This window comes from Exilibacterium tricleocarpae, from assembly GCF_007004655.1.
Classification (GTDB): domain Bacteria; phylum Pseudomonadota; class Gammaproteobacteria; order Pseudomonadales; family Cellvibrionaceae; genus Exilibacterium; species Exilibacterium tricleocarpae.
On sequence record NZ_ML660091.1, the window covers coordinates 42,089 to 62,889 of the forward strand.

Consider the following 20,801-nt stretch of genomic DNA (forward strand, 5'->3'; position numbering starts at 1 on the left):
CCTCTGGGGTGACGCTTTCAGAAACACGCCGTGAACCCATCCATGGGGGCTTCCCGACAGCATCCCTGCTGTCGAGAGTTTCTGAAAGCGTCACCCCAGAGGCAGACCTCCCTTCGGTACTCTTAACCGATACCGATAGCATTTGTACTACGGTGGTAGGTCCTAACCCGGTGTAGGGGTTCGAGACTCTCGACAGCAGGGATGCTGTCGGGAAGTTTACAGGGACGTACTTGCAACGTGTCTCGAACCCCTACACCGGGTTAGGACCGAATCGATTGGCACCCCTGCTCTAGCACCACCACCAAAAGGAGGTGCCGAAAGGAAAAGTAAGCACCTGAGGCGAGTGCCAGTAACGACAGTTTACTTAACTTAAGGAACACAACTATGGTCTACAACTTGGAGCAGGATCACGCGCTGCGCGCGCGGGCGCAAACGGCGTTCCCCAATGGGGTTTACGGCCACCAAAACTCGGCGTTGCTGTCGCCCGAACACCCGCAGTTTTTTTCCCGCGCCGAGGGGTGTCGCCTGTGGGATGTGGACGGCAACGAATACATTGACTTTATGTGCGGCTATGGCACCAACCTGCTCGGTTACCGGCATCCGAAAGTCGATGAGGCGGCGCGCCGGCAGCAGGGAGTGATTGACTGTGCCACCGGCCCCTCGCCACTGATGGTGGAGCTGGCCGAGACCTTTAACGAATTGGTAGCGCACGCCGACTGGACCCTGTTTGCCAAAAACGGTACCGATGCCACTACCATCTGTATTATGACGGCCCGGGCCCAGACCGGTAAAAACACTATCCTGGTGGCCGACGGCGCCTATCACGGCGCCAGTCCCTGGTGTACGCCGGCACCGGGCGGCGTCGCACCCGGCGATCGCCAGCACCAGCTCACCTATGAATACAACAATGTCGAGAGCCTGACCGCGGCGGTGGCCGAGGCGGGCGATGACCTGGCGGCGATCGTGGTCTCGCCCTTTAAACACGATGTGTTCGTCGATCAGGAATGGCCGACTGCCGAGTTTGCCGCCGCGGCCCGGGCACTGTGTGATCAAAAGGACGCCGCGCTGGTGCTCGACGATGTGCGCTGCGCGCTGCGCTTTACGATGGGCGCAACCTGGGAGACACTCGATGTACTGCCCGATTTGTGCGCCATGAGCAAATCCGTGGCTAACGGCTACGCGCTGGCGGTGGTCACCGGCAACGACAAATTTCGCCACGGCGCCAGCCAGATTTATACCACCGGTTCTTTCTGGTTTGCCGGCGTTTCCTTTGCCGCCTCCCTGGCCACCATTGCCGCGGTGGCAGAGGAGGGGGCGATCGAGGCAATGAAAGTCGCCGGCGATCTGTTGCGCGACGGCCTGGACCAGCAGGCGCGATCCTACGGTTTTCAACTGCGCCAGACCGGCCCGGTGCAGATGCCGCTGATGCTGATGGAAGACGATCCCAACTGGGAGAAAAACATCTTCTTCTGCAGTCAGGCCGCCCAGCACGGTGTCTACCTGCACCCCTGGCACAATATGTTTGTCTGTGCGGCGCATACCGAGAGCGATATTCGCGCGGCGCTCGAGCGCACCGACGCCGCCTTTGCCGCGCTGAAGAAAAAATTCGGTTGAATCCGCTTGCATTCGACAATGCCCGCAACGCGAGACACTGACCCCGTGACCGGCCGCCGGCGCGACGCCTGGGGAATGTTGTTGCTGTTCGGTATATTGATCGGGGTCAATCAGATGCTGGTGCTCAATTTTGCACCCCTGGTAACCACCGTGCAGGCAAGGTACGGGGTCAGCGATTTTCCGGCCGGGTTGCTGACGCTGATGAACCCCATTACCTATCTGGTGTTCGGGTTTTACGCCGGCACCGCGCTCGACCGGTACGGGTATAAAACGGTCGTCACCGCGGCGGCGGCGGTTATGACCCTGGGTGCCTTCGGTCGCTCGCTGGAGTCGGGCTATAGTGTGCTGCTCGCCACCCATACGCTGGTGGCTGTTTCCGGTGTCTTTATCACCAGCGCCATCGGTAAGTTTGTTTCCGATTGGTTTGCGCCGGCACATATAGGCCTCGCCACCGGTATCGTCATGGCATTGATGTTACTAGGCACCGGTGTCGGTATGGGAGCCACGCCGAGCTTTATGGCGTGGATCGGTTGGCAGCGGACGCTATTGAGTTTCGCCGTGCTGGCCCTGGCGGCAACGGTGCTGTTTGCGCTGTGGTCGCGGGAACAGCGTCATACCACTCTGGCGGCCGAGGTGACGGGTTTGCAGGAGGCGCGGTATTTATGGGGGCAAACAAACCTGCGCCGGGTGTTTTGGCTGTCATTTTTGATTATCGGCGCCACCAACGGTATCAATGCCTGGTTTGAAAAAATCATGAGCGGCAACGGTTTCGACCCGGCCACAGCCGGTGCCATCATCGGTGTCAGTCTGCTCTGTTCCGTGGTCGGCGCCGCCGTGGTGCCGGCGCTGTCCGATCGCTGGCGCCGCCGCCGGCCCTTCATTCTGATGGCCACGGTGTTCGGGCTGTCCTTTACTTATCTGTTTTTAAACACCTCGAGCTTTGCCCTGGCCGCCGGCATCGCCGGCGCCGGCGGTATCTTCCAGCTCCCCAGTTACATACTGCTGGTGGCACTGGCGGCGCAGATTGCCGGTCCCGCCCATGCCGGCCTCGCCAACGGCATACTGATGTTCGCCAATAGTCTCGGCGGGCTGATTATCGCCGTGTTGATGGAGCGGGTCGGGCAGTGGTTCGGTTGGCACAACAGCGCCGTGGTGCTGATGGCCGTCTACCTGCTCGGTTTTTTCATTGCACTGCAACTGCGGGAACCGACCGAGAGCCGTCGCGATACCGCCGCGCCGGCGGTTCTGTCTGACGGTAGCGTGTGACAGCCCGGAGCTGTCCGGGGACGCGGTTGTCCGCAAAGGTTAGCGTTCAACATATTTATAAAATATCGGCAGAGGCGTCAGCCTCGATTTTCATCCGCACCAGTTGCGCGAGGGTGCGCACTTCGAGTTTCTTCATGACATGGGAGCGGTGCACTTCGACGGTGCGTTCGCTGATACCGAGGTCGAGGGCAATGGCTTTGTTCATTTCGCCCGCGGCAACGCGATAAAAAACCTCGAGTTCACGCTCCGACAGGGCGGCTATCTTGTTCAGCAGTTTTTGGCGATCGAGCTGATGGCGGCGTTTGCCGGCATCGACCTCGAGGGCCTCGTTGATGCGATCGAGCAGTTCCTGTTCGCGAAACGGTTTGCGAATAAAATCCAGGGCGCCGTGGCGCATGGCTTCCACCGCCATGGGGATATCGCCGTGACCGGTGATAAAAATCACCGGCAGCAGACAGCCTTGTTGGTTGAGCCTGGCCTGCAGCTCCAGGCCGGTCATACGCGGCATGCGGATGTCGAGCAGCAGGCAGCCGCTTTTATGCGGGTCGTAAGCGTCGAGAAAAGCCGGCGCGGAACTGTAGAGCTCACAGGGTTGACCGACACTGTTGAGCAACAGACCGAGGCCTTCGCGAATACCGGGGTCGTCATCGACGATAAAGACGGTTTGTTTGCTGTCCATCCGTTAGGCTTCCTGAAGCGTTGAAGAACTGTTTGCCGGAGGCAATGAGAAAAAAAATGTCGCCCCGGCCGCGGTGTTGTTGTAAAACCCCAGCTGTCCGCCGTGGGCGCTGATGATGGCCTGGCAGATGGATAACCCCAGACCCAGGCCGGAATCCTTGGTGGTCGAAAACGGGCTGAAGATTTTTTCCGCCGCCTGTTTCGAGACGCCGCAACCGCTGTCTACTACGGCTACCTGTACCCCGCTGTCGGCGCCGGGTTGGGTTTGCAGCCTGATCGTGCGGCCATGGCGACAATCGGTCGAGCGCATGGCCTCCATGCCGTTGCGCAGTAGATTGAGGGCGACCTGTTGAATCTGCACCGCATCGACCGCAACCAGCGGCAGACCCTCGCCGGTATTGACCTCAATTGTGATATTCATAAGGCGGGCGTCGACCTCAGCGAGCTTTGCCACTTCCGTTACCAGGGTGTTGCAGTCGGTGATTTCCTTGGCACTCTCGCCGCGCCGCGCCAGCGTCAGCATCCGCTCGATCACATTGCCGGCGCGCTGGGCGTGTTGACTGAGTTTGTCGAAGATATCGACCACCTGGTCCCGCTCCCCGCTTTCGAACAGGCGCTTGCCCGCCTGGGCGAACAGCGAAATGGCCGTCAGCGGCTGGTTGATTTCATGGGCGATACCGGTGGCCATTTCACCCAGCATATTAAGGCGATCGACGTGGGCCAGTTGCGCCCGGTGCTCGCGCGCTTCCAATTCAGCCGCCCGCTGGCGGGAAATGTCCCGAATCAGTCCGACGAAGCGGTGGTGCGGCGGGTGGGGCAACTCGCTGACCGACAGCGAGATCGGAAACACCGTCCCGTCCGCGCGGCGCGCTTCGACGTCGCGATCGCGGCCGATCATGCGCGGCTGCCCCGTGGTCAGATAGTCGGCCATATAGTGATCGTGCTCGCCGCGATAGGGGTCGGGCATCAATTCGCGCACATTGCGGCCGCGGATTTCTTGTGCAGAGTAGCCGAACATCTGCTGGGCGGCCCGGTTGAAGGTTTCTATGGCGCCGCCGGCATCGATGGTAATGACCGCCTCGGCGGCGGTATCCACCACGGCCTCGGAAAACGCGCGGGCCTCCTCCAGGGCGAGCTCGGCGCGCTTGCGATCGGTGATGTCGTTGATAATGCCTTCGATATGAATCCCGTTATCTGCCGCCACCGAAACGGCGCGGCCCCGCTCCCACATCCAGCGCTCCTCATTTTCACGGGTGACAATACGGTACTCGATCTCGAAACTCTCCCTCGCATCGATGGCGCGCTGTACTTTTTGCCAGATAGGCGGACGATCCTCGGGGTGAATCAATTCTCCCCAAAATATCCTTTGCGTCTCGAAATCCCTGCGCCGATAGCCCGACAGGTGTTCGCACCCTTCGCTGACGAATTCCATCGGCCAGCTCGGTTTGTTGATACAGCGATAGGCCATGCCCGGCAGATTCTGGAATACGCCCGCGAGGCGGCTGGCGGTGTCGTGCAATTGAAACGCGCGCAGTCGTGCGGTCACGGTAAGATAGACCGCTGCCGCCACCAGTAGACTCAGCAGTAAACCAACCACCAGGCCGAGATTGGCGCGACGTGTATAGATATCGGCGACAAACTCGCGTTTTGGGGTCACGGCGGCGGCCCAGGTCAATCCCTGAACGGTGAACGCCCGCGGATTTTGCCAGCGGGCTGCCGCCGCTTCCCCCGGGGGATGATGGTGATAGACCTCCTGTCCGGTCAGAAAAATCCGGGCATCATGTTCCTCGAACTGCAGGCGGTTAAAAATCTGCTCCAGCCAGGCCTGCAGGCGCACCACGATAATCACCAAACCATCAAAGCTACCGTTGCGCATCACCGGCGCAAAAGCGACTATTCCCGGTCCGCCTTTGGCGAGTTCGAAGGGCTGGCTCACGGTCGCCGTGCCGCTGGCGCGGGCGGCATCGGCGGCGGCACGCGCCGGATGGGTCGGACTGATATGCAGACCGCGGGCGGCCTCGTTGCCGGCCAGTGGGTAAATCCAGCGCACCCGCATATCGGTATCGGCCCATTCGATGGCCTGCACACCGGGCATATCCGCCACATAACTGGCCGCATCCGCCTCCCAGAGCGGCCGCGGCATGCCGCCGGTGGCGGTCCAGCGCTGCGCCAGCCGAGCGAGCGCCGCCCGGCGCTGCGCCATATCCTCGCGAATCAGCAGCTCAATGGTGTGGCCGGCGTAACCGGTGGCGGCGCCGATATGCTCGCGGGCGCGTTCGTTGAGTGATTGCCGCAACGCAGCCACCGCTACGGCCATCAGAGCACCGGCCAACAGCGCCAGCCACAGCGCCCGGCGTTTGCTCCAGGCGTGCTGCAGCGGCCGGTACCAGCGCTGCCTTAACACCGGCATTGCGCTTGCTGCCGGGCGCTACGGGATCGCCGCAGGGCGGTTTGGGAAACCCCCAATTTACCCCTGTGGTGCGGGTTGCTAGTTTGCCTGGGGTGGCTATTCGCACTTACGTTATTGTCAATCCAGACCGCAGTCCAAGCCCTAATCCAGATTGCGTATCGGAGGAGAGAAAGATGGCGGACAAAATGTTGGCGGCAGTGGCCCACGCGTTTGGCCAGCCGCTGCATATCGAGGAGATTCCCGTGCCCGAGCCGGGCCCGGGACAAGTATTGGTCAATATCGTCGCCAGCGGCGTCTGCCACACCGATCTGCATGCCGTGGACGGCGATTGGCCGGTGAAACCGGCGCTGCCATTCGTGCCCGGACATGAGGGGGCGGGTGTGGTGGCGGCCGTGGGTGAAGAGGTCGGTGAGCTGAGTGAGGGTGACCGGGTCGGGGTTCCCTGGCTGCACAGCGCCTGCGGTCACTGCGATTATTGTGTGACCGGTTGGGAGACCTTGTGCGGCGCCCAGCAAAACACCGGTTACAGCGTCAATGGCTGTTTTGCCGAGTACGTACTGGCGCCCGCTGCCTATGTCAGCCGACTGCCTGACAGCCTCGCCTTCAGCGATGCCGCGCCGATTCTGTGCGCCGGCGTCACCACCTACAAGGGTTTGAAAGAGACTGAAGCCCGGCCCGGCCAGTGGGTGGCGATTTCCGGTATCGGTGGACTTGGCCATCTAGCGGTGCAGTACGCCAAGGCAATGGGGCTGCATGTTATCGCCATCGATGTCGCCGACGATAAATTGCAGCTGGCCCGTCGCCTGGGCGCGCAGCAAACCATTAACGCCGCCGACACCGATGCGGCCAAAACCATTCAGGATGCCATTGGCGGCGTTCACGGTGCGCTGGTGACCGCGGTGTCGCCGCCGGCGTTTAACCAGGCTATCGGCATGTTGCGCAAAGGGGGCACCTGCGCCCTGGTGGGGTTGCCGCCGGGCGAGTTTGCCACACCTATCTTTGATGTGGTGCTCAAGCGCCTGACGGTGCGCGGGTCGATTGTCGGCACCCGCCGGGATATGGCTGAAGCGCTGGAGTTTGCCGGCGAAGGGGCGGTGCAGACCGAGTATCGCACCGAGCCGCTGGCAGCGGTCAACGATGTCTTCACGCGCTTGCGGGAAGGACAGGTGAGCGGTCGCGTAGTGCTCGATATCGATAACGCGGCGGCGTGAGAGGCGGGCAGCCGGCGCATGTTTGGCACTGGGGTTTACAACCATGTGCCGGCCTTATCCCATCGAAAAGTCGGGCCTTCGGCGCATCGGGTTTGGTAGCGGTGGGCGCACAAACCCGCCACACACGACATTTGCTCCCGCGCCGATACCCAGATAGCGCTCGGCGGCAGTCGTTGGGCCACCAGGTAAGCGGCTGCGGCCCGCATCATGGTGACGGAGCCGCACAGCAGTGCCCGGCTGGGCCGGCCAAATCGGGCCAGCACACCGGGCAGCGCCTCCGTGGCTGTGCCCGACAACCGCCGGCGTATGGAGGTGGCCGGGTAGCGCGGCATAATGTTGGCGTCGGCGTAGGGGGGGGTGACGGCCGCTGCCGGCGGCGCGTATCCGGCGCCTTGTTCGAGCGTGTCGAATACATCGATCTGTTTTTGCCAGCGCTCCCGTTCCGGTGTCAACATCTGCGCTTCGGGGTCGCGGGCACCGTAGACCAGCGCCAGGCGCTCACACCAGTGTTCGGTCAGTAAATGGTCGATCAACATCACCAGCGGTGCCAGCCCGTCGCCGGCGGCCACCACCAGCACCCGTTCGTCCCGCAGCGCGGCGAGCGGCCAGGGTTTGCCGAAAGGGCCGCGGGCACCCAGGGTCGAGCCGACCTCCATATCGAACAGGGCCCGGTCGACGCCGTCCTGATGGCGAACCAGGACGCAAAATTCGCCGTACTGATTGGGAGGGTAGGTGAAGCTGAAAGGTGCCGCGCCGATTCCCGGTATGTCCAGCACCAGGAATTCTCCGGGCGATATTCCCCGCCAGACGTCGTCGCCGGGCCGGCCGAAGTCGGGAAAGCGAAACAGAAAATGGCGGGTCTGCCCGCCGTCGCTGTAGTAGTCCACCAGTTGCACAGCCCGCGTTGCCAGCCTGGTACGCCCGGCGGCGAAGTCGGTGACTGTACCACCGCTAACTCGCCCGCTCGGCGTTTGTTTGAACTTGGGCATAGCCACCACCCTTTATTACCACCGTCCGCCCCCCGGTCACCGGCCCGCGCCGGTAACACCCGCCAAGACTGTCCGCAGGGTAGCCGAAGACTGTCCGCAGGGTAGCCGGGGTATCGAATTATCCCATCCCCGCCGGAACCCTGTTTGACACAGGTCAACAATGGTGAACCTGTAACCTTTAAACTGCAAGGCTGCTCGGGTTACCCGTTGTTATCGGGTTTGTGTTTTCAGATGGTGTGGTCAGATGGCGTTGTCGAGTCTTTGAGGCGCCGCGACGCCCCAAACCGGGACGTCAGCCGGTATGGGAGGCGTGTCGTATAGAGCGCAACAGCGCGGAAAAACCAGGGTAAGAGAAAACAACAATACAAGACAGTCGAGAGAGAACCGGTATCAAAAAGCGAACAACAACGGGCGCCGCGCCGGCGCCGACACTGCAGTTTCTGGGGGCCGCGGAAACGGTCACCGGGTCGAAGTACCTGCTGAGCTGCCGGGACACTCATATACTGGTGGACTGCGGACTTTACCAGGGGACTAAAAACTACCGGCAGCGCAATTGGCAGCAGTTGCCGGTGGCGGAAGACCAGATCAGCGCCATCGTCCTCACCCACGCCCATATCGATCACAGCGGCTATATCCCGGCCCTGGTGAAAAGAGGCTTTCGCGGCCCCGTTTACTGCAGTGAGGGTACGCTGGCGCTGTGCGAAATACTCCTGCCCGACGCCGGTTACCTGCAGGAAGAGGACGCCCGCTACGCGAATAAGCACCGGGTCAGCAAACACCACCCGGCCCTGCCGCTGTTTACCGAACAGGACGCGCGGCGCGCGCTGCGGGTATTCCGCCCCGCGATCTACCATGAATCGGTGGCACTCGGCGACGGCATGACGCTGCAGTTCAGCCCGGCCGGCCATATTATCGGCGCCTGTTCTGCACGTATCACGGCGGCGGGGCGCAGTGTGGTGTTCAGCGGCGATATCGGTCGCCCCAATGATCCGGTGATGTGCGCCCCGGCCCCCCTCGATAAAACCGATTATCTGATTGTAGAGTCGACTTACGGCGATCGCCGGCACGCGCCGGTCGATCCGATGGCGTCGTTGAAAGCGGTGATCAATCGCACAGTGAAGCGGGGCGGCGTCGTGTTGATACCCGCGTTTGCCGTCGGCCGCGCGCAGATGATCTTATACCTTTTGCAGGAGTTGATGGCGACGGAGGCGATCCCCAGGGTGCCGGTGCATCTGAACAGCCCCATGGCGCTGGCGGCCACTGAGGTGTTCAACCGCTTCCACAGCGAACACAAGCTGTCGGCGCAGGATTGCCGGCAGATTGTCGATAATACGCACTTTGTCGGTTCGGTGGAGGAGTCCAAAGCGCTGGTAAACCAGGTCTACCCCTCGATTATTATTTCCGCCAGCGGCATGGCCAGCGGCGGTCGGGTGATACATCATTTGAAAGCACTGGTCGGCGATCATCGCAACAGCGTCGTGTTTGTCGGCTTTCAGGCGCCCGGCACCCGCGGCGATGCCCTCGTCAAAGGTGCTGACGCGGTTAAAATGCACGGCCACTACTACGATGTGAATGCGGAAATCGTCGATATCGAAGGCCTGTCTGCCCACGCCGATTACCGGGAAATCATCGACTGGTTACAACCGCTGCGGGAGGAACCGCCCCGCCATACGTTCGTCACCCACGGCGAAAAGGCGGCGGCGGACAGTTTGCGGCTCCACCTCCAGGATCAACTCGGGTGGTCGGCCTCGGTGCCGGAATATCTCGACAGTGTGGTATTGGATTGAGGGCCGGGTGAACTTGCAGAGACTGGACGCCTGAGTATGTTGGAAAATGGCTCTCGTGGCCTGACAGCCACCCGTATGGGTATCGACACCCAACAGGAGCTGGTGGTCTATATGCGCTCAGACTGCCAGGTCTGCCGCTCTGAGGGCTTTGTGGCGCAGACGCGCGTGAGACTGCGCCTCGAGGAGCGCTATATCATCGCCAAGTTGAACCTGGTCTCGGCGGCGCTGCTGGCGCCGGGCAGCATCGGACTGTCGGACAGTGCCTGGCATAAGCTCGGCGCCGCGGAGGGCGACAGGCTGCGGGTGGAGCATCCTCACTACCTGACCTCGCTCAGTTTTGTGCGCAGCAAAATATTCAACAACCGTCTGTCGGCCCAGGCCATCAGGCATATTATCGGTGACATCGCCGCCGGGCGCTATTCCGATGTGCACCTGGCGGCGTTTCTGACCGCCTGTTCCGGCGATCGTCTGGACCTGCCGGAAATCATCGATCTCACCAAGGCGATGGTCAGCGTCGGCAAGGTACTGTCCTGGCCCGGGCGCTCGACGGTGCTCGACAAGCACTGTGTGGGTGGTCTGCCGGGCAATCGCACGACGCCGATCGTCGCGGCGATTGTGGCCGCGGCGGGGCTCACTATCCCGAAGACCTCATCGCGTTCCATCACGTCCCCGGCGGGTACGGCAGACACCATGGAGGTCTTGACCGGGGTGGAACTCAGCCTGGAGCAGCTACAGGCGGTAGTCGGCGCCGAAGGGGCCTGCCTGGCCTGGGGCGGCAGTATCAATATCAGCCCTGCCGACGATCTGCTGATCCGGGTGGAAAGGGCCATTAATCTCGACGGTGAAGGACAGTTAATCGCCTCCGTGTTATCGAAAAAAATCGCCGCCGGGGCCACCCATGTCATTATTGATATCCCGGTGGGAGAGTCCGCCAAGGTCCGCAGCCAGAAGCGCGCCAGGCACTTGTCGACGTTATTCGCCGCGGTGGGCAATGAACTGGGTATCCGCGTGCTGCCGGTCATTACCGATGGCCGCCAGCCGGTCGGCTTCGGTATTGGTCCGGCGCTGGAGGCGGCGGATGTGATGGCGGTGCTGCAGCGTTCCCCGCAGGCCCCGGTGGATTTGCGCCGGCGTGCGTTGTTCCTGGCCGGCCTGCTGCTGGAGCTGTCGGACCAATATGCCCCGGGAGAGGGCCGCGCGGTGGCCGAGTCGCTGCTCGACAGCGGCAGCGCCTGGGAAAAGTTTCGTGCCGTGTGCCGCCGCCAGGGTGGTTTGAAAAGCATTCCCACAGCGCCTTATCAACGCCGGATCTGCGCCCGTACCGGTGGTCGGGTGAAAAGTTTCGACAACCGGCAACTGGCGCAGATCGCCAAGCTGGCCGGTGCGCCCAAGGCCAAAGCGGCGGGTATTCAACTCGCCAAAAAGCTCGGCGATACCGTAACGGCGGGTGAGTTGTTGATGACAATTCACGCCGAAACCCAGGGCGAGCTGCGCTATGCGGAAAATTTTTACCACCGGGTGGAGAATGTGTGTCGGATTGAGTAGCGGCTGTTTAAGGGCAGGGCGGGCGGGTGATAGCGTATTGCAACAGTAGCCTGGCCAGGGTGAAACAGTCGCTACTGGTAATGGTTGTCTTCCTCATACTCGCCGATTTTGTAGCCGGTCAACAACGATAACAGTTCCACCGGCGATTTTGTTTTCATTTTGCGCATCATACTGGAGCGGTACACATCCACAGTGCGGCTGCTCAGACCCAATTCGGCGGCGATGACCTTGGTCTGCCGCCCGGCGACCACGCCGTCCAGCACCTGGCGTTCCCGCGGGGTAAGCTCCTGCAGGCGCCGGCGCACGTCTGCCGGCATGTCACCGGGCAGTGTGGTTTGGCCATCGCGCTCCAGCGCCTTGTGTATACACCCCAGTAAATCGTTGTCGTTAAACGGCTTTTGAAAAAAGTCATAGGCGCCCAGCTTGATTGCGCGCACTGCCATGGGTACGTCGCCGTGACCAGTAAGCATAATGACCGGCGTGCTCACACTGCGCGCCTTGAGGGTTTTCAACAGCGCCAGGCCGTCGATCTCCGGCATGCGGACATCGAGCAACAGGCATTGGGGCGGGTGTGGCTTGAATACCTCGAGAAAAGACGCCGCGTCGGCGAAGATTTGCGTTTGCAGACCGTGGGAGCGCAAAAACAGGTCGATGGCGTTCAACACCGCCGTATCGTCATCGACGATAAAAACGGTTCCCCTCGCTATCGCCTTCGTTGCTCTGTCAGTCGTCCCCATGGTCAGCGCCTTTTAAGATCTTATAAGCCGGCAGGGTAAAGTAAAACTCGGCACCCTTGCGTTTACGATGATTAAAATCCAGTTTGCCGCCATGGCCATTGATAACCGATTGGCAGATGGACAGGCCGATGCCCATGCCGGACTCCTTAGTGGAATAGTAGGAGGTGAAAATCTTGTCCCGATCGGCCTTGGCGATACCGACACCGGTATCGCTGACTGAAACCCGCACCCAATTGTCTTCCGTCAACCCGGTTTTTATTTTTATCAGGCGTTGCCCGTCACCTTTGGCATTGATGGCGTCAATACCGTTAAGAATAAGATTGAACAGGATTTGCTGCAACTGTACGGTGATGCCGTTGATCTCGGGCAGGTGCGGCTGCAGTACAGTTTGCAAAATAATATTTTGATCTTTCAGGTCATCGGCTAATAGGGTTAGCGTATAGTCAATGAGTTTGTTGATATCGATGGGAATGGGATCGATTTCGCGCTGTTTCACCTGGACACGCAATTGTGAGATTACCCCGCCGGCACGACGCGATTGCTTGCTGATTTGTTGCAAGGCGTTTTTCAGCTCCGCCGGCTGCGCAGTCGTGGTATTTTCCATCAGTTGCAGGCAGGCCTGGGCGTAGGTGGAAATCGATGCCAGCGGCTGGTTGATTTCATGGGCAATTTCGGTGGCGATTTCGCTCAGCGTCATAATGCGCGAAATGTGCACCATATCCTCGCGGTACTGGCGCACCTCTTCGTTGTGTTGTCGTGTCAGGCGTTCCATCTCTTTTTGTTCGGTCAGGTCCTTGATAATGCCGGTGAGAATAATCTGATTGCCGACGGCCACTTCGATAACGGTCAATTGCACGGGAAAAGCGTCGCCGTTTTTGCGGCGGCCTTCAGCTTCAATGGTGTTGCCCGACAGTTTGGGGTGACCGGTGCGCAGGTAGCGGGCAATGTCCTCGTGGCGGTGGGCGTCGGGGAGCAGGCGGGTTATATCGCCGCCCAGTACTTCCTCGCTGCGGTAGCCGAAAATCTTTTCCGCCGCCTGGTTGAATGACGTGATCTCGCCGCGCAGATCGATATTGACAATACCGTCGGGCACGGTGTTTAAAACCGCGCTGGCTTTGGCTTCGGACCAGCGCAGCTTGTTTAACAGGGTCTCGCGCTCGGTGACATCCTGAAACATCCAGATTGACATGGATTCATCAATGCCGTGATGAGACAGCTCCAGCAGTCGTGGCGCGCCGGTTTTAGTGGTAATTGGCACAATAATCGGGGTCGAGCGGTCGATGCAGTCCCAGCTTTTACTCTTGTGTTTGAAGCCGGTAACGATGTTTTTGGGAAACAGGGCGTACCACTGGTCGATGGAATCGAATTCCTTGCGGTTATAACCGGTGATGGCCGTGGCCGCCTTATTCATATAGAGAGTGTCCGGAGTGGTCACCACAGCACCTGCCGGGAGGTGCTCGATCGCCCGCCGCTCGATATGGCTGCGGCGGTCGCTGCTGTCCAGCGAGGTGAACATGATACAGTCATCGCCGTCGTAAGTGCAGTGTTTAAAGTAGGCCTTGACGGGGTAGTGGGAGCCGTCCTTGCGCAGATAGTCGACTTCCCGGCTCGGCGTCTCGGGCGGGCTGTGTCGCAACATGGGTTCGAGCTGGCGGTACAGGCTCGACGCTTGCTGTTTACCGAGCAACTCATCCGGCGTCATTTTTTGGAACTGCTCAAGCGAGTAGCCCAGATTCCTGCCGATGTTGGCATTGGCGTAGCAAACGCGTTCGAATTGTTTGTCAATAACCACAATTTCGAAGGGGAAGGCTTCGAGCAAGGTTGGGTTCATGGGGTTGCTTCCACTGGCGAGACCTGGGTTGATACTAGTCATATGTGTCGCGCCAGGCAACGGCAATGGGGCTATCCGCAGGCATATACGTAGTTTTACTTAATAGTAATTACTGTATTTATCTGACTGGGGGCCAGGCAGTAGAATCACTGGGAGCGTGGAGGGGTAACCGGCCTGGACAGGTGCGCGTCGAAAAATGGCCGGTGCCAAAACGACAGTCAAGGGACCCGGTATGAAAATCATAGCTACGTCCGTGGCTCAGCCCGCGGGCAAATCGAGCTGCAAAAACTGCTTCCAGTTTCAAAACTGTCTTTGGGGCGAATATCTCACCGAGCAACTGCCTGAATTTGAACGCTTGATCACCCACAAGCGACCTTTCGGTCGAGGCCAGCATGTGGTGATGGCGGGGCAGAAGTCCGAAGGACTGTGCCTGGTGCGCTCCGGTTGCCTGAAAGCGTATACGGTAAACAAAGAGGGGGAGTCCCAGGTCATCGGTTTTTACATGCCGGGGGAGTTGGTCTGTATCGATGATTTATGCAACGGTATATACCCCTACAACGTTGAGGCTTTGGACACCAGCAGTGTTTGCATTATTCCGCTGGAGGCATTGTTTAGGTTGAGCAGTCTCTACCCGACCGTGATTCAAAAAGTGTTGGAGAAGCTCAGCTACAATATGCGCCGCGAGCACGAGCAGATGTTCGTACTCACCAAGATGAATGCCAAACAGCGACTGGCGGCCTTTTTAATCGATATTTCCGACCGCATGGAACGCTGCCACCAGGCGGACGACGGTGAGCTCAATATCTCCATGCGCCGCAGCGATATCGCCAATTTCCTGGGCATGGCGACGGAGACGGTAAGCCGCTGGATGTCCCGGTTTCAAAACGAGGGCATTATCCGAGTCAACCGCCGGCATATCACCATCAAGGATATGCAAAAACTGAAGCTTGTTATGAACTGTGCCGAATCATCCATCGAACTGCCGTTGGAGAAAACGGCGTAGGACTGCTGCGAGAACCGCAGATCGGGAGTCGGCCGTCACTGCGGTATCCGTAGTGACGGCCCTACAGCGCAGGGCCGAGACAGCGGCTGTCAGTTACGGTGATGTCCCGAGACAGCTTTCAGCATACCGGCTGTCGCATCGTATTTTAGCGACGCGTTTCTCCCGGTTTTAGCACAGGCGATAATATCGCCCATTGAAACGATACCGGTAATCGTACCGTCGCCATTGGTGACGGGCAGACGCCTCACTTTGTATTCCTGCATCAGTTCCAGTGCCGTGCTGAGGTCATCGGTTTCCCGACAGGTGTACACCGGCTTGGCGGCGGTGATATCGCCGGCTTTCATATCCCACAGGGGTTTGTGTCCCAGCGCTGCGCCCATGGCGATATCCCGGTCGGTGACCACGCCCAGCGGTCTGTGCTCGTCATCGACTACCGGTATGCAACCGCAGTCGTGATTCCACATCATCAACGCGACCTGGTCCAGCGGTGCATCCGCATGGCAGGTGGATACGTTGCTGACCATTGTTTCCTGAATCTTCATGGTGAAAAGTCTCCTGTGCGGTTTCTGTTTACATCGCCCCAAGGATGGTCGTTACAGTTTTTTTGGCATTGACGGGTGTCAGTTTTTGGGGCAGAACGCAAACATCCCGGTCGGATAACCCGGCTGCAAGCTGGTGGAAGAAGGTGCTGCCTTGACGATGCCCGCTTGGCCCATGGGGCGCGATACAAAATACGATTGCGCAGAGGATTTAGCTTGATTGAAATCAATTTCCCGTTGCATCCTGCGGTGTATACATTAAACGGTCAGTTCCTATGGTACCCAGTGTGAATAATCAGCTTATTGAATCTCTCCGGCGGGCGGCTGCCTATCCCCATGCGGTGGCGTCCGTGCGGGTGATCGAAACCCATGTTTCCTGGGTTTTTCTCACCGGCGACTATGTCTACAAAGTGAAAAAACCGGTCGATTTCGGCTTTCTCGATTTTTCAACGCTGGCCAAACGCCGGCACTATTGTGAAGAGGAGTTGCGCCTGAACCGGCGCTTTGCGCCCGATCTCTATCTGGCGGTGGTGGCGATCACCGGCACACCGGACGCGCCGGTGATCGGCGGTGTGGGAGAGGTGCTGGATTACGCTGTCAAGATGCGGGAGTTTCCCCAGCGCAGTTTATGGCAAAACTGCATGGACAGGGGCGAGGTCAGCGAACGGCAGATAGATGAGTTGGCCGCGCGGCTGGCGGCTTTTCACCAGGACGCGACGGTGGCCGCTGAGGGCGCCGGTACGCCCGTTTACGGCTCCCTGAAGGCGGTGACCCAGGCGGCGCTGGAGAACTTCGAGCACATTGGGCCCCTGCTGGAAAATCGCGGGCAATTGCGGCAGTTGTCACATCTTCAGGGTTGGACCCAGGGCCAGTTGGCGCGGCTTGACGCGAACTTCAGCAAACGGCAGGCCGATGGTTTTATCCGCGAGTGCCACGGCGATCTGCACCTGGGCAATATTGCCATTATTGACGGCGAGATCACACTGTTTGACTGCCTGGAGTTTAACGACCAACTGCGTTGGATCGACACCATGGCGGAGTTGGGTTTTCTGTTGATGGACCTGGAGGACAAAGGCCGCACCGCCTGGGCCAGCCGCTTGTTGAATATCTATATGGAGTTTAGCGGCGACTACCGCGGCTTACAGGTACTGCCGTTTTACAAGGTTTACCGCGCCCTGGTACGCGCCAAGGTTGCCATACTGCGGTTGGCCCAGGCGGACACAACGGCGGCGGAAAAAGAGACAGTGCTGTCGGCCTATTCCCATTACATGACCCTGGCGGAGGGTTACACCCGCCCGCCGGCGCCGTTTCTCGCCATTACCCACGGTGTTGCAGGTACCGGCAAGTCCACTGTCGCCGCGGCTGTGGCGGCTGCGACCGGCGCCATCCGGATCAGGTCCGATGTCGAGCGCAAAAGACTGTTTGGTTTGCGGCCCCAACAGGACAGCAGCGCTGTTGCCGGTATCGATATCTATTCCCGTGAGGCCACGGCGAAAACATTCGACCGGCTGGCACAGTTGGCTTGCCGTTTACTCGAAATGGGGCAGGCGGTTATCGTCGATGCCACCTTTTTGGATCGCGATCGGCGCCGGCGCTTCAAACAGCTGGCCGAGGTTAATCGGGTGTCGTTTGCGATTGTCGATTGCGTGGCCAATCCCGATACGCTTGCCGCTCGCCTGGAGGCGCGCGCGCGGCTGCCGGAAAGCGTGTCGGAAGCCGGCATCGAGGTGATGCATGCACAACAGCGCAACCAGACACCTCTGGCCGATGAAGAGCAGAGTGCCACGATAACGGTCAATACCGAGCAACCGCTCAATCTGGCGAGCATCGCCGCGCGGCTGGCCGGTTGATCGCGCAGGGTTGGGCGAGCGGCGGTTCCGGCAGCCGCACACGGGAGATAGCGATATGAAAAGCTCAAATCGAACTCGGCTCGTACAGATGGTGGATGTGATTGCCTTTGCGCTGTTTACCCTGCTGACATCCAGCGGTATTCTCCTGCACTATGTCCTGCCCCAGCGCAGCGGGCGGCGGCTCGAGGTCTGGGGCCTGCACCGGCACGACTGGGGACAGCTGCACTTTTGGATCGCGGTTGTTTTTTTTGCGGTGCTGGTCTTGCACCTGGGGTTGCATCGCCACTTTATCGTCAATCTGATCAGAGGCGGCCCGCGCCAGGGCTTTTCCCTGCGCCTGGCGCTGGGCGTGATAGGTCTGCTGGCGATCCTGTTACTGGGAATCAGTCCGTTTATACCCCTGGGGACGCCCGGCTGAGTGGTTGCGCGAGTTGCCGGTACAGCGAATCCGTATTCGGGTGCGTTATTGACGGCAGTCAACATGTGAACCATTACCACCTCTATGATGGGGACTACACGCGTCTCCACCGGTGATGATGGCGATGACTACCTCTCTGTCAGCGTTAATGAAGTCCCTGTTGCGGCTCGATGCCGAATCCCACCGCGGCGTCGCCTGGCAACCGCTCGCCGATATTTATCGCGGTGAGAATGAGTGGTTGCTGAAAGTCGAGTTGGCCGGCGTCAGGGCCGAGGACTTGCAGCTAAGGCCGCAAGGCCGGCGCCTGCTCTTGCGGGGGCTGCGGCGGGATCAGCTGGCGCCGTGTATCCATATTTCCCAATCGATGGAAATCGCCTACAACCGTTTTGAAAGAGTCTTCGATTTTGCTTTTGATGTCGAAGCCGCACGGATCGAGACGGAGTATCGCGACGGCATGCTGTACATTCATCTGCGCGTGGGAGATATTCGATGACCGATTACCCCAGTGGCAACTTACCCATCCTGCCGGTTAAAAACAGCGTCTTATTCCCCTTTATCTCCATGCCCCTGGTGATCAATCGGCCGGCGTCGGTGGCCGCGCTGGATGTTGCCCTGGCCAGCGAAGACAAGTTCATTGCGCTGTTCACTCAAAAAGATCCCCAAGTATCAGAACCGACACTGACCGACCTGTATGATATCGGCACGCTCGGGGTGATAAAAAAAATGGCCCGTCTCGACCGCTTCCTGCATGTGGAAGTGTTGGGCGTCACCCGTATCAAACGCGCGGGCCGGGCCGGGCAGATGCCCTACCTGAATGACAGTTTCGAGTATCTGCCGGAACCGCGTAAGGCCGATGGCAGTGCCGAAAACGAAGCGCTCTACCGGGCGGTGTTGGAGCTGATCGGCAAAATGTTGAACCTGATCAAGCCGGAGATGCAAACCGGCTTGAATATGATCCTGTCGGAAATCGACAATCCCCTGAAACAGATCTACCTGTTGACGATGATACTGCCTATCGATACCAAAAAGGAGATGGCTCTGTTGTCGGCGGCTACCGAAGTCGAGTTGTTCACACTGATGCACGAACACCTGGAACACGAAGTGCGAGTGCTGGAATTGCGCGACCAGATCAACCGCGAGGTGGAATCGAAAATCGGTAAAGAGCAACGGGAATACTTTCTGCGCCAGCAGATGCGCACGATTCAGGAAGAACTGGGTGAGGAGCGACCGGAACAGGCCGATGTGGGGGAGCTGCGCAGGCGGGCGGCGGACGCCGAGTTGCCGGCAGCGGTGGATCGGGTGCTGCAAAAAGAACTGAAACGCCTGGAGCGTATGTCGCCGGTGGCGCCGGACTACCAACTTACCCGCACCTATGTGGAACTGGTACTGGAATTGCCGTGGCAGCGGCGCACCGACGACCTGCTCGATCTGGAGCGGGCGCAGCGGATTCTCGATGACGACCACTTCGGCCTGACAGAAATCAAGGAACGCATTGTCGAGCACCTGGCCGTTATGAAGCTCAATCCGGCCAGCAAGGCACCGATCCTGTGTTTCGTCGGGCCGCCGGGAGTGGGGAAAACGTCGGTGGGCCAGTCTATCGCGCGTGCCATGGGGCGCCGTTTTGAGCGTATGAGCCTGGGCGGTTTGCACGATGAGGCGGAGTTGCGCGGGCATCGTCGCACCTATATCGGCGCCATGCCGGGCCGCATCCTGCAGGCGGTGCGGCGCGCCGGTGTGCGCAACCCACTGTTGATGCTGGATGAGGTTGACAAGCTCGGTCGGGATTTTCGCGGGGATCCGGCGGCGGCCCTGATGGAAATTCTCGACCCGGCCCAAAACACGGAGTTTCACGATAATTATCTGGATATGCCTTTCGATTTGTCCGGCGTATTCTTTATTGTCACCGCCAATACCCTGCAAAACATTCCCGCCCCGTTACTGGACCGCATGGAGGTGTTGCGCCTGGCCGGTTACAGCGACGAAGAAAAACTTGAAATCGCGCGCCGTTACCTGATTCCGCGCCGGCTGGAGCAGGCGGGTCTGCAAGCGCGCCAACTGCAATTGCCGGATGCGACCTTGCGCCACATCATTCGGCGTTATACACGAGAGGCCGGGGTGCGCGAACTGGAGCGGGTGCTGGGGCGCCTGGCTCGCAAACTGGCTGCGCGCATCGTCAAAGGCGGGGGCGGGGAGCTGTGTGTGGCGGTGGCGGACCTGGCTGAGCTGCTGGGCCCGGAGATGTTCCACACCGAGTCGCTGCGCCAGTATCCCGCCGTGGGTGTCGCTGCGGGGCTGGCCTGGACCGAGGCCGGTGGTGAAGTGCTCTATGTCGAAACCGCCCGACTGGCGGAGGGAAAAGAGCTGATGTTGACCGGCCAGCTCGGCGATGTGATGCAGGAATCGGCGAAAACCGCGCGCAGTTATATCTGGTCCCATGCCGAGGGTCTCGGGATCGACCGCAAGCGAATTCTCGATGCCGGTGTACATATTCATGTGCCTTCGGGTGCGGTGCCCAAAGACGGGCCTTCGGCCGGTGTGACCATGGTTACAGCGCTGGCTTCGCTGTATACCGGCGTTGTGGTGCGCAACGATACCGCCATGACCGGAGAAATTACGCTGAGTGGTTTGGTGTTGCCGGTCGGCGGCATTAAAGAGAAGGTGCTGGCCGCCCATCGCGCCGGTATTTTTCGGGTTATTCTGCCCGCGGAAAACGAGAAAGATCTTGCAGAGCTGCCGGAACAGGTGCGGAACAAGATGGCGTTTATTTACGTCAGCCGCATCGAGGCACTCCTGGATGCAGCCATACCGGAGTTGACGTCGCGGCCGGCGAGTGTGGGACAAGGAAGTGTTTGATCATAAACTCACTGAAATAATATACGCCATTACCATGTGTATGCCGGGTGTGGCCTTCTGACAGCTAACC

General features: G+C 59.8%; 16 protein-coding genes. 10 read left to right on the plus strand and 6 right to left on the minus strand.

Annotated elements, in window-relative coordinates; all coding sequences use genetic code 11:
* Positions 1–384 precede the first annotated feature (384 nt).
* A complete protein-coding gene (locus tag FKG94_RS08540) occupies positions 385–1,614 on the plus strand; it encodes an aminotransferase class III-fold pyridoxal phosphate-dependent enzyme (protein ID WP_142903807.1) in 1,230 nt (409 codons plus the stop codon).
* 18 nt (positions 1,615–1,632) lie between these two features.
* Entirely contained in the window at positions 1,633–2,880 is a 1,248-nt protein-coding gene (locus FKG94_RS08545; protein WP_142903808.1) for an MFS transporter, read from the plus strand.
* Positions 2,881–2,935: 55 nt separating this feature from the next.
* Here FKG94_RS08545 and FKG94_RS08550 read toward each other — a convergent pair whose 3' ends face one another.
* Positions 2,936–3,559: a response regulator transcription factor gene (locus FKG94_RS08550; protein WP_142903809.1), complete on the minus strand. Its 624-nt coding sequence runs from the start codon at positions 3,557–3,559 to the stop codon at positions 2,936–2,938.
* A gap of 3 nt (positions 3,560–3,562) precedes the next feature.
* Positions 3,563–5,968 carry a PAS domain S-box protein gene (locus FKG94_RS08555; RefSeq protein WP_142903810.1) on the minus strand — a complete coding sequence of 802 codons (2,406 nt, stop codon included), beginning with the start codon at positions 5,966–5,968 and terminating at the stop codon, positions 3,563–3,565.
* Positions 5,969–6,141: 173 nt separating this feature from the next.
* Between FKG94_RS08555 and adhP the strand changes: the two genes are divergently transcribed.
* Positions 6,142–7,179 (plus strand): alcohol dehydrogenase AdhP, encoded by a 1,038-nt coding sequence (adhP, locus tag FKG94_RS08560; RefSeq protein WP_142903811.1) that lies wholly within the window; start codon positions 6,142–6,144, stop codon positions 7,177–7,179.
* A 35-nt stretch (positions 7,180–7,214) separates the two neighbouring features.
* Here adhP and FKG94_RS08565 read toward each other — a convergent pair whose 3' ends face one another.
* Positions 7,215–8,168 (minus strand): ferredoxin reductase domain-containing protein, encoded by a 954-nt coding sequence (locus FKG94_RS08565; RefSeq protein WP_142903812.1) that lies wholly within the window; start codon positions 8,166–8,168, stop codon positions 7,215–7,217.
* Between the two features lie 479 nt (positions 8,169–8,647).
* Here FKG94_RS08565 and FKG94_RS08570 point away from each other — a divergent pair, with 479 nt between their 5' ends.
* Together FKG94_RS08570 and FKG94_RS08575 are read left to right on the plus strand one after the other, a co-directional pair.
* Entirely contained in the window at positions 8,648–9,955 is a 1,308-nt protein-coding gene (locus FKG94_RS08570; protein ID WP_281284230.1) for an MBL fold metallo-hydrolase RNA specificity domain-containing protein, read from the plus strand.
* 36 nt (positions 9,956–9,991) lie between these two features.
* Positions 9,992–11,500 carry a thymidine phosphorylase family protein gene (locus FKG94_RS08575; protein WP_142903814.1) on the plus strand — a complete coding sequence of 503 codons (1,509 nt, stop codon included), beginning with the start codon at positions 9,992–9,994 and terminating at the stop codon, positions 11,498–11,500.
* 71 nt (positions 11,501–11,571) lie between these two features.
* Here FKG94_RS08575 and FKG94_RS08580 read toward each other — a convergent pair whose 3' ends face one another.
* Together FKG94_RS08580 and FKG94_RS08585 are read right to left on the minus strand one after the other, a co-directional pair.
* Positions 11,572–12,237, minus strand: coding sequence for a response regulator transcription factor (locus FKG94_RS08580; RefSeq protein WP_142903815.1), 666 nt, complete (start codon positions 12,235–12,237; stop codon positions 11,572–11,574).
* On the minus strand, positions 12,224–14,068 hold the full coding sequence (locus FKG94_RS08585; protein WP_179957554.1) for a PAS domain S-box protein: 1,845 nt from the start codon (positions 14,066–14,068) through the stop codon (positions 12,224–12,226). Before FKG94_RS08585 ends, FKG94_RS08580 begins: the two co-directional genes overlap by 14 nt.
* 232 nt (positions 14,069–14,300) lie before the next feature.
* On the opposite strand from FKG94_RS08585, the gene FKG94_RS08590 reads away from it, so the two are divergent.
* The gene (locus tag FKG94_RS08590; protein WP_179957555.1) at positions 14,301–15,071 is read left to right on the plus strand and encodes a Crp/Fnr family transcriptional regulator; all 771 of its coding nucleotides are present in this window, start codon (positions 14,301–14,303) and stop codon (positions 15,069–15,071) included.
* Between the two features lie 89 nt (positions 15,072–15,160).
* Here the strand turns inward: FKG94_RS08590 and FKG94_RS08595 are convergent, their stop codons facing one another.
* The gene (locus FKG94_RS08595; protein ID WP_142903818.1) at positions 15,161–15,613 is read right to left on the minus strand and encodes a CBS domain-containing protein; all 453 of its coding nucleotides are present in this window, start codon (positions 15,611–15,613) and stop codon (positions 15,161–15,163) included.
* A 284-nt stretch (positions 15,614–15,897) separates the two neighbouring features.
* Between FKG94_RS08595 and FKG94_RS08600 the strand changes: the two genes are divergently transcribed.
* From FKG94_RS08600 to lon, 4 genes are all read left to right on the plus strand, one after another.
* Complete coding sequence (locus FKG94_RS08600) at positions 15,898–17,460, plus strand: bifunctional aminoglycoside phosphotransferase/ATP-binding protein (protein WP_179957556.1); 1,563 nt, start codon at positions 15,898–15,900, stop codon at positions 17,458–17,460.
* A gap of 55 nt (positions 17,461–17,515) precedes the next feature.
* Entirely contained in the window at positions 17,516–17,878 is a 363-nt protein-coding gene (locus tag FKG94_RS08605; protein ID WP_142903820.1) for a DUF4405 domain-containing protein, read from the plus strand.
* A 124-nt stretch (positions 17,879–18,002) separates the two neighbouring features.
* Complete coding sequence (locus tag FKG94_RS08610) at positions 18,003–18,371, plus strand: Hsp20/alpha crystallin family protein (RefSeq protein ID WP_179957557.1); 369 nt, start codon at positions 18,003–18,005, stop codon at positions 18,369–18,371.
* Positions 18,368–20,731 carry an endopeptidase La gene (lon, locus tag FKG94_RS08615; protein WP_142903822.1) on the plus strand — a complete coding sequence of 788 codons (2,364 nt, stop codon included), beginning with the start codon at positions 18,368–18,370 and terminating at the stop codon, positions 20,729–20,731. The genes FKG94_RS08610 and lon overlap by 4 nt, the downstream gene beginning before the upstream one ends.
* Positions 20,732–20,801: the final 70 nt, after the last annotated feature.

Coding starts and splice junctions, on each gene's coding strand:
- FKG94_RS08540 (WP_142903807.1), top strand. CDS start 385: ATGGTCTACAACTTGGAGCAGGATCACGCGCTGCGCGCGCGGGCGCAA.
- FKG94_RS08545 (WP_142903808.1), top strand. CDS start 1,633: ATGCCCGCAACGCGAGACACTGACCCCGTGACCGGCCGCCGGCGCGAC.
- FKG94_RS08550 (WP_142903809.1), bottom strand. CDS start 3,559: ATGGACAGCAAACAAACCGTCTTTATCGTCGATGACGACCCCGGTATT.
- FKG94_RS08555 (WP_142903810.1), bottom strand. CDS start 5,968: ATGCCGGTGTTAAGGCAGCGCTGGTACCGGCCGCTGCAGCACGCCTGG.
- adhP (WP_142903811.1), top strand. CDS start 6,142: ATGGCGGACAAAATGTTGGCGGCAGTGGCCCACGCGTTTGGCCAGCCG.
- FKG94_RS08565 (WP_142903812.1), bottom strand. CDS start 8,168: ATGCCCAAGTTCAAACAAACGCCGAGCGGGCGAGTTAGCGGTGGTACA.
- FKG94_RS08575 (WP_142903814.1), top strand. CDS start 9,992: ATGTTGGAAAATGGCTCTCGTGGCCTGACAGCCACCCGTATGGGTATC.
- FKG94_RS08580 (WP_142903815.1), bottom strand. CDS start 12,237: ATGGGGACGACTGACAGAGCAACGAAGGCGATAGCGAGGGGAACCGTT.
- FKG94_RS08585 (WP_179957554.1), bottom strand. CDS start 14,068: ATGAACCCAACCTTGCTCGAAGCCTTCCCCTTCGAAATTGTGGTTATT.
- FKG94_RS08590 (WP_179957555.1), top strand. CDS start 14,301: ATGAAAATCATAGCTACGTCCGTGGCTCAGCCCGCGGGCAAATCGAGC.
- FKG94_RS08595 (WP_142903818.1), bottom strand. CDS start 15,613: ATGAAGATTCAGGAAACAATGGTCAGCAACGTATCCACCTGCCATGCG.
- FKG94_RS08605 (WP_142903820.1), top strand. CDS start 17,516: ATGAAAAGCTCAAATCGAACTCGGCTCGTACAGATGGTGGATGTGATT.
- FKG94_RS08610 (WP_179957557.1), top strand. CDS start 18,003: ATGACTACCTCTCTGTCAGCGTTAATGAAGTCCCTGTTGCGGCTCGAT.
- lon (WP_142903822.1), top strand. CDS start 18,368: ATGACCGATTACCCCAGTGGCAACTTACCCATCCTGCCGGTTAAAAAC.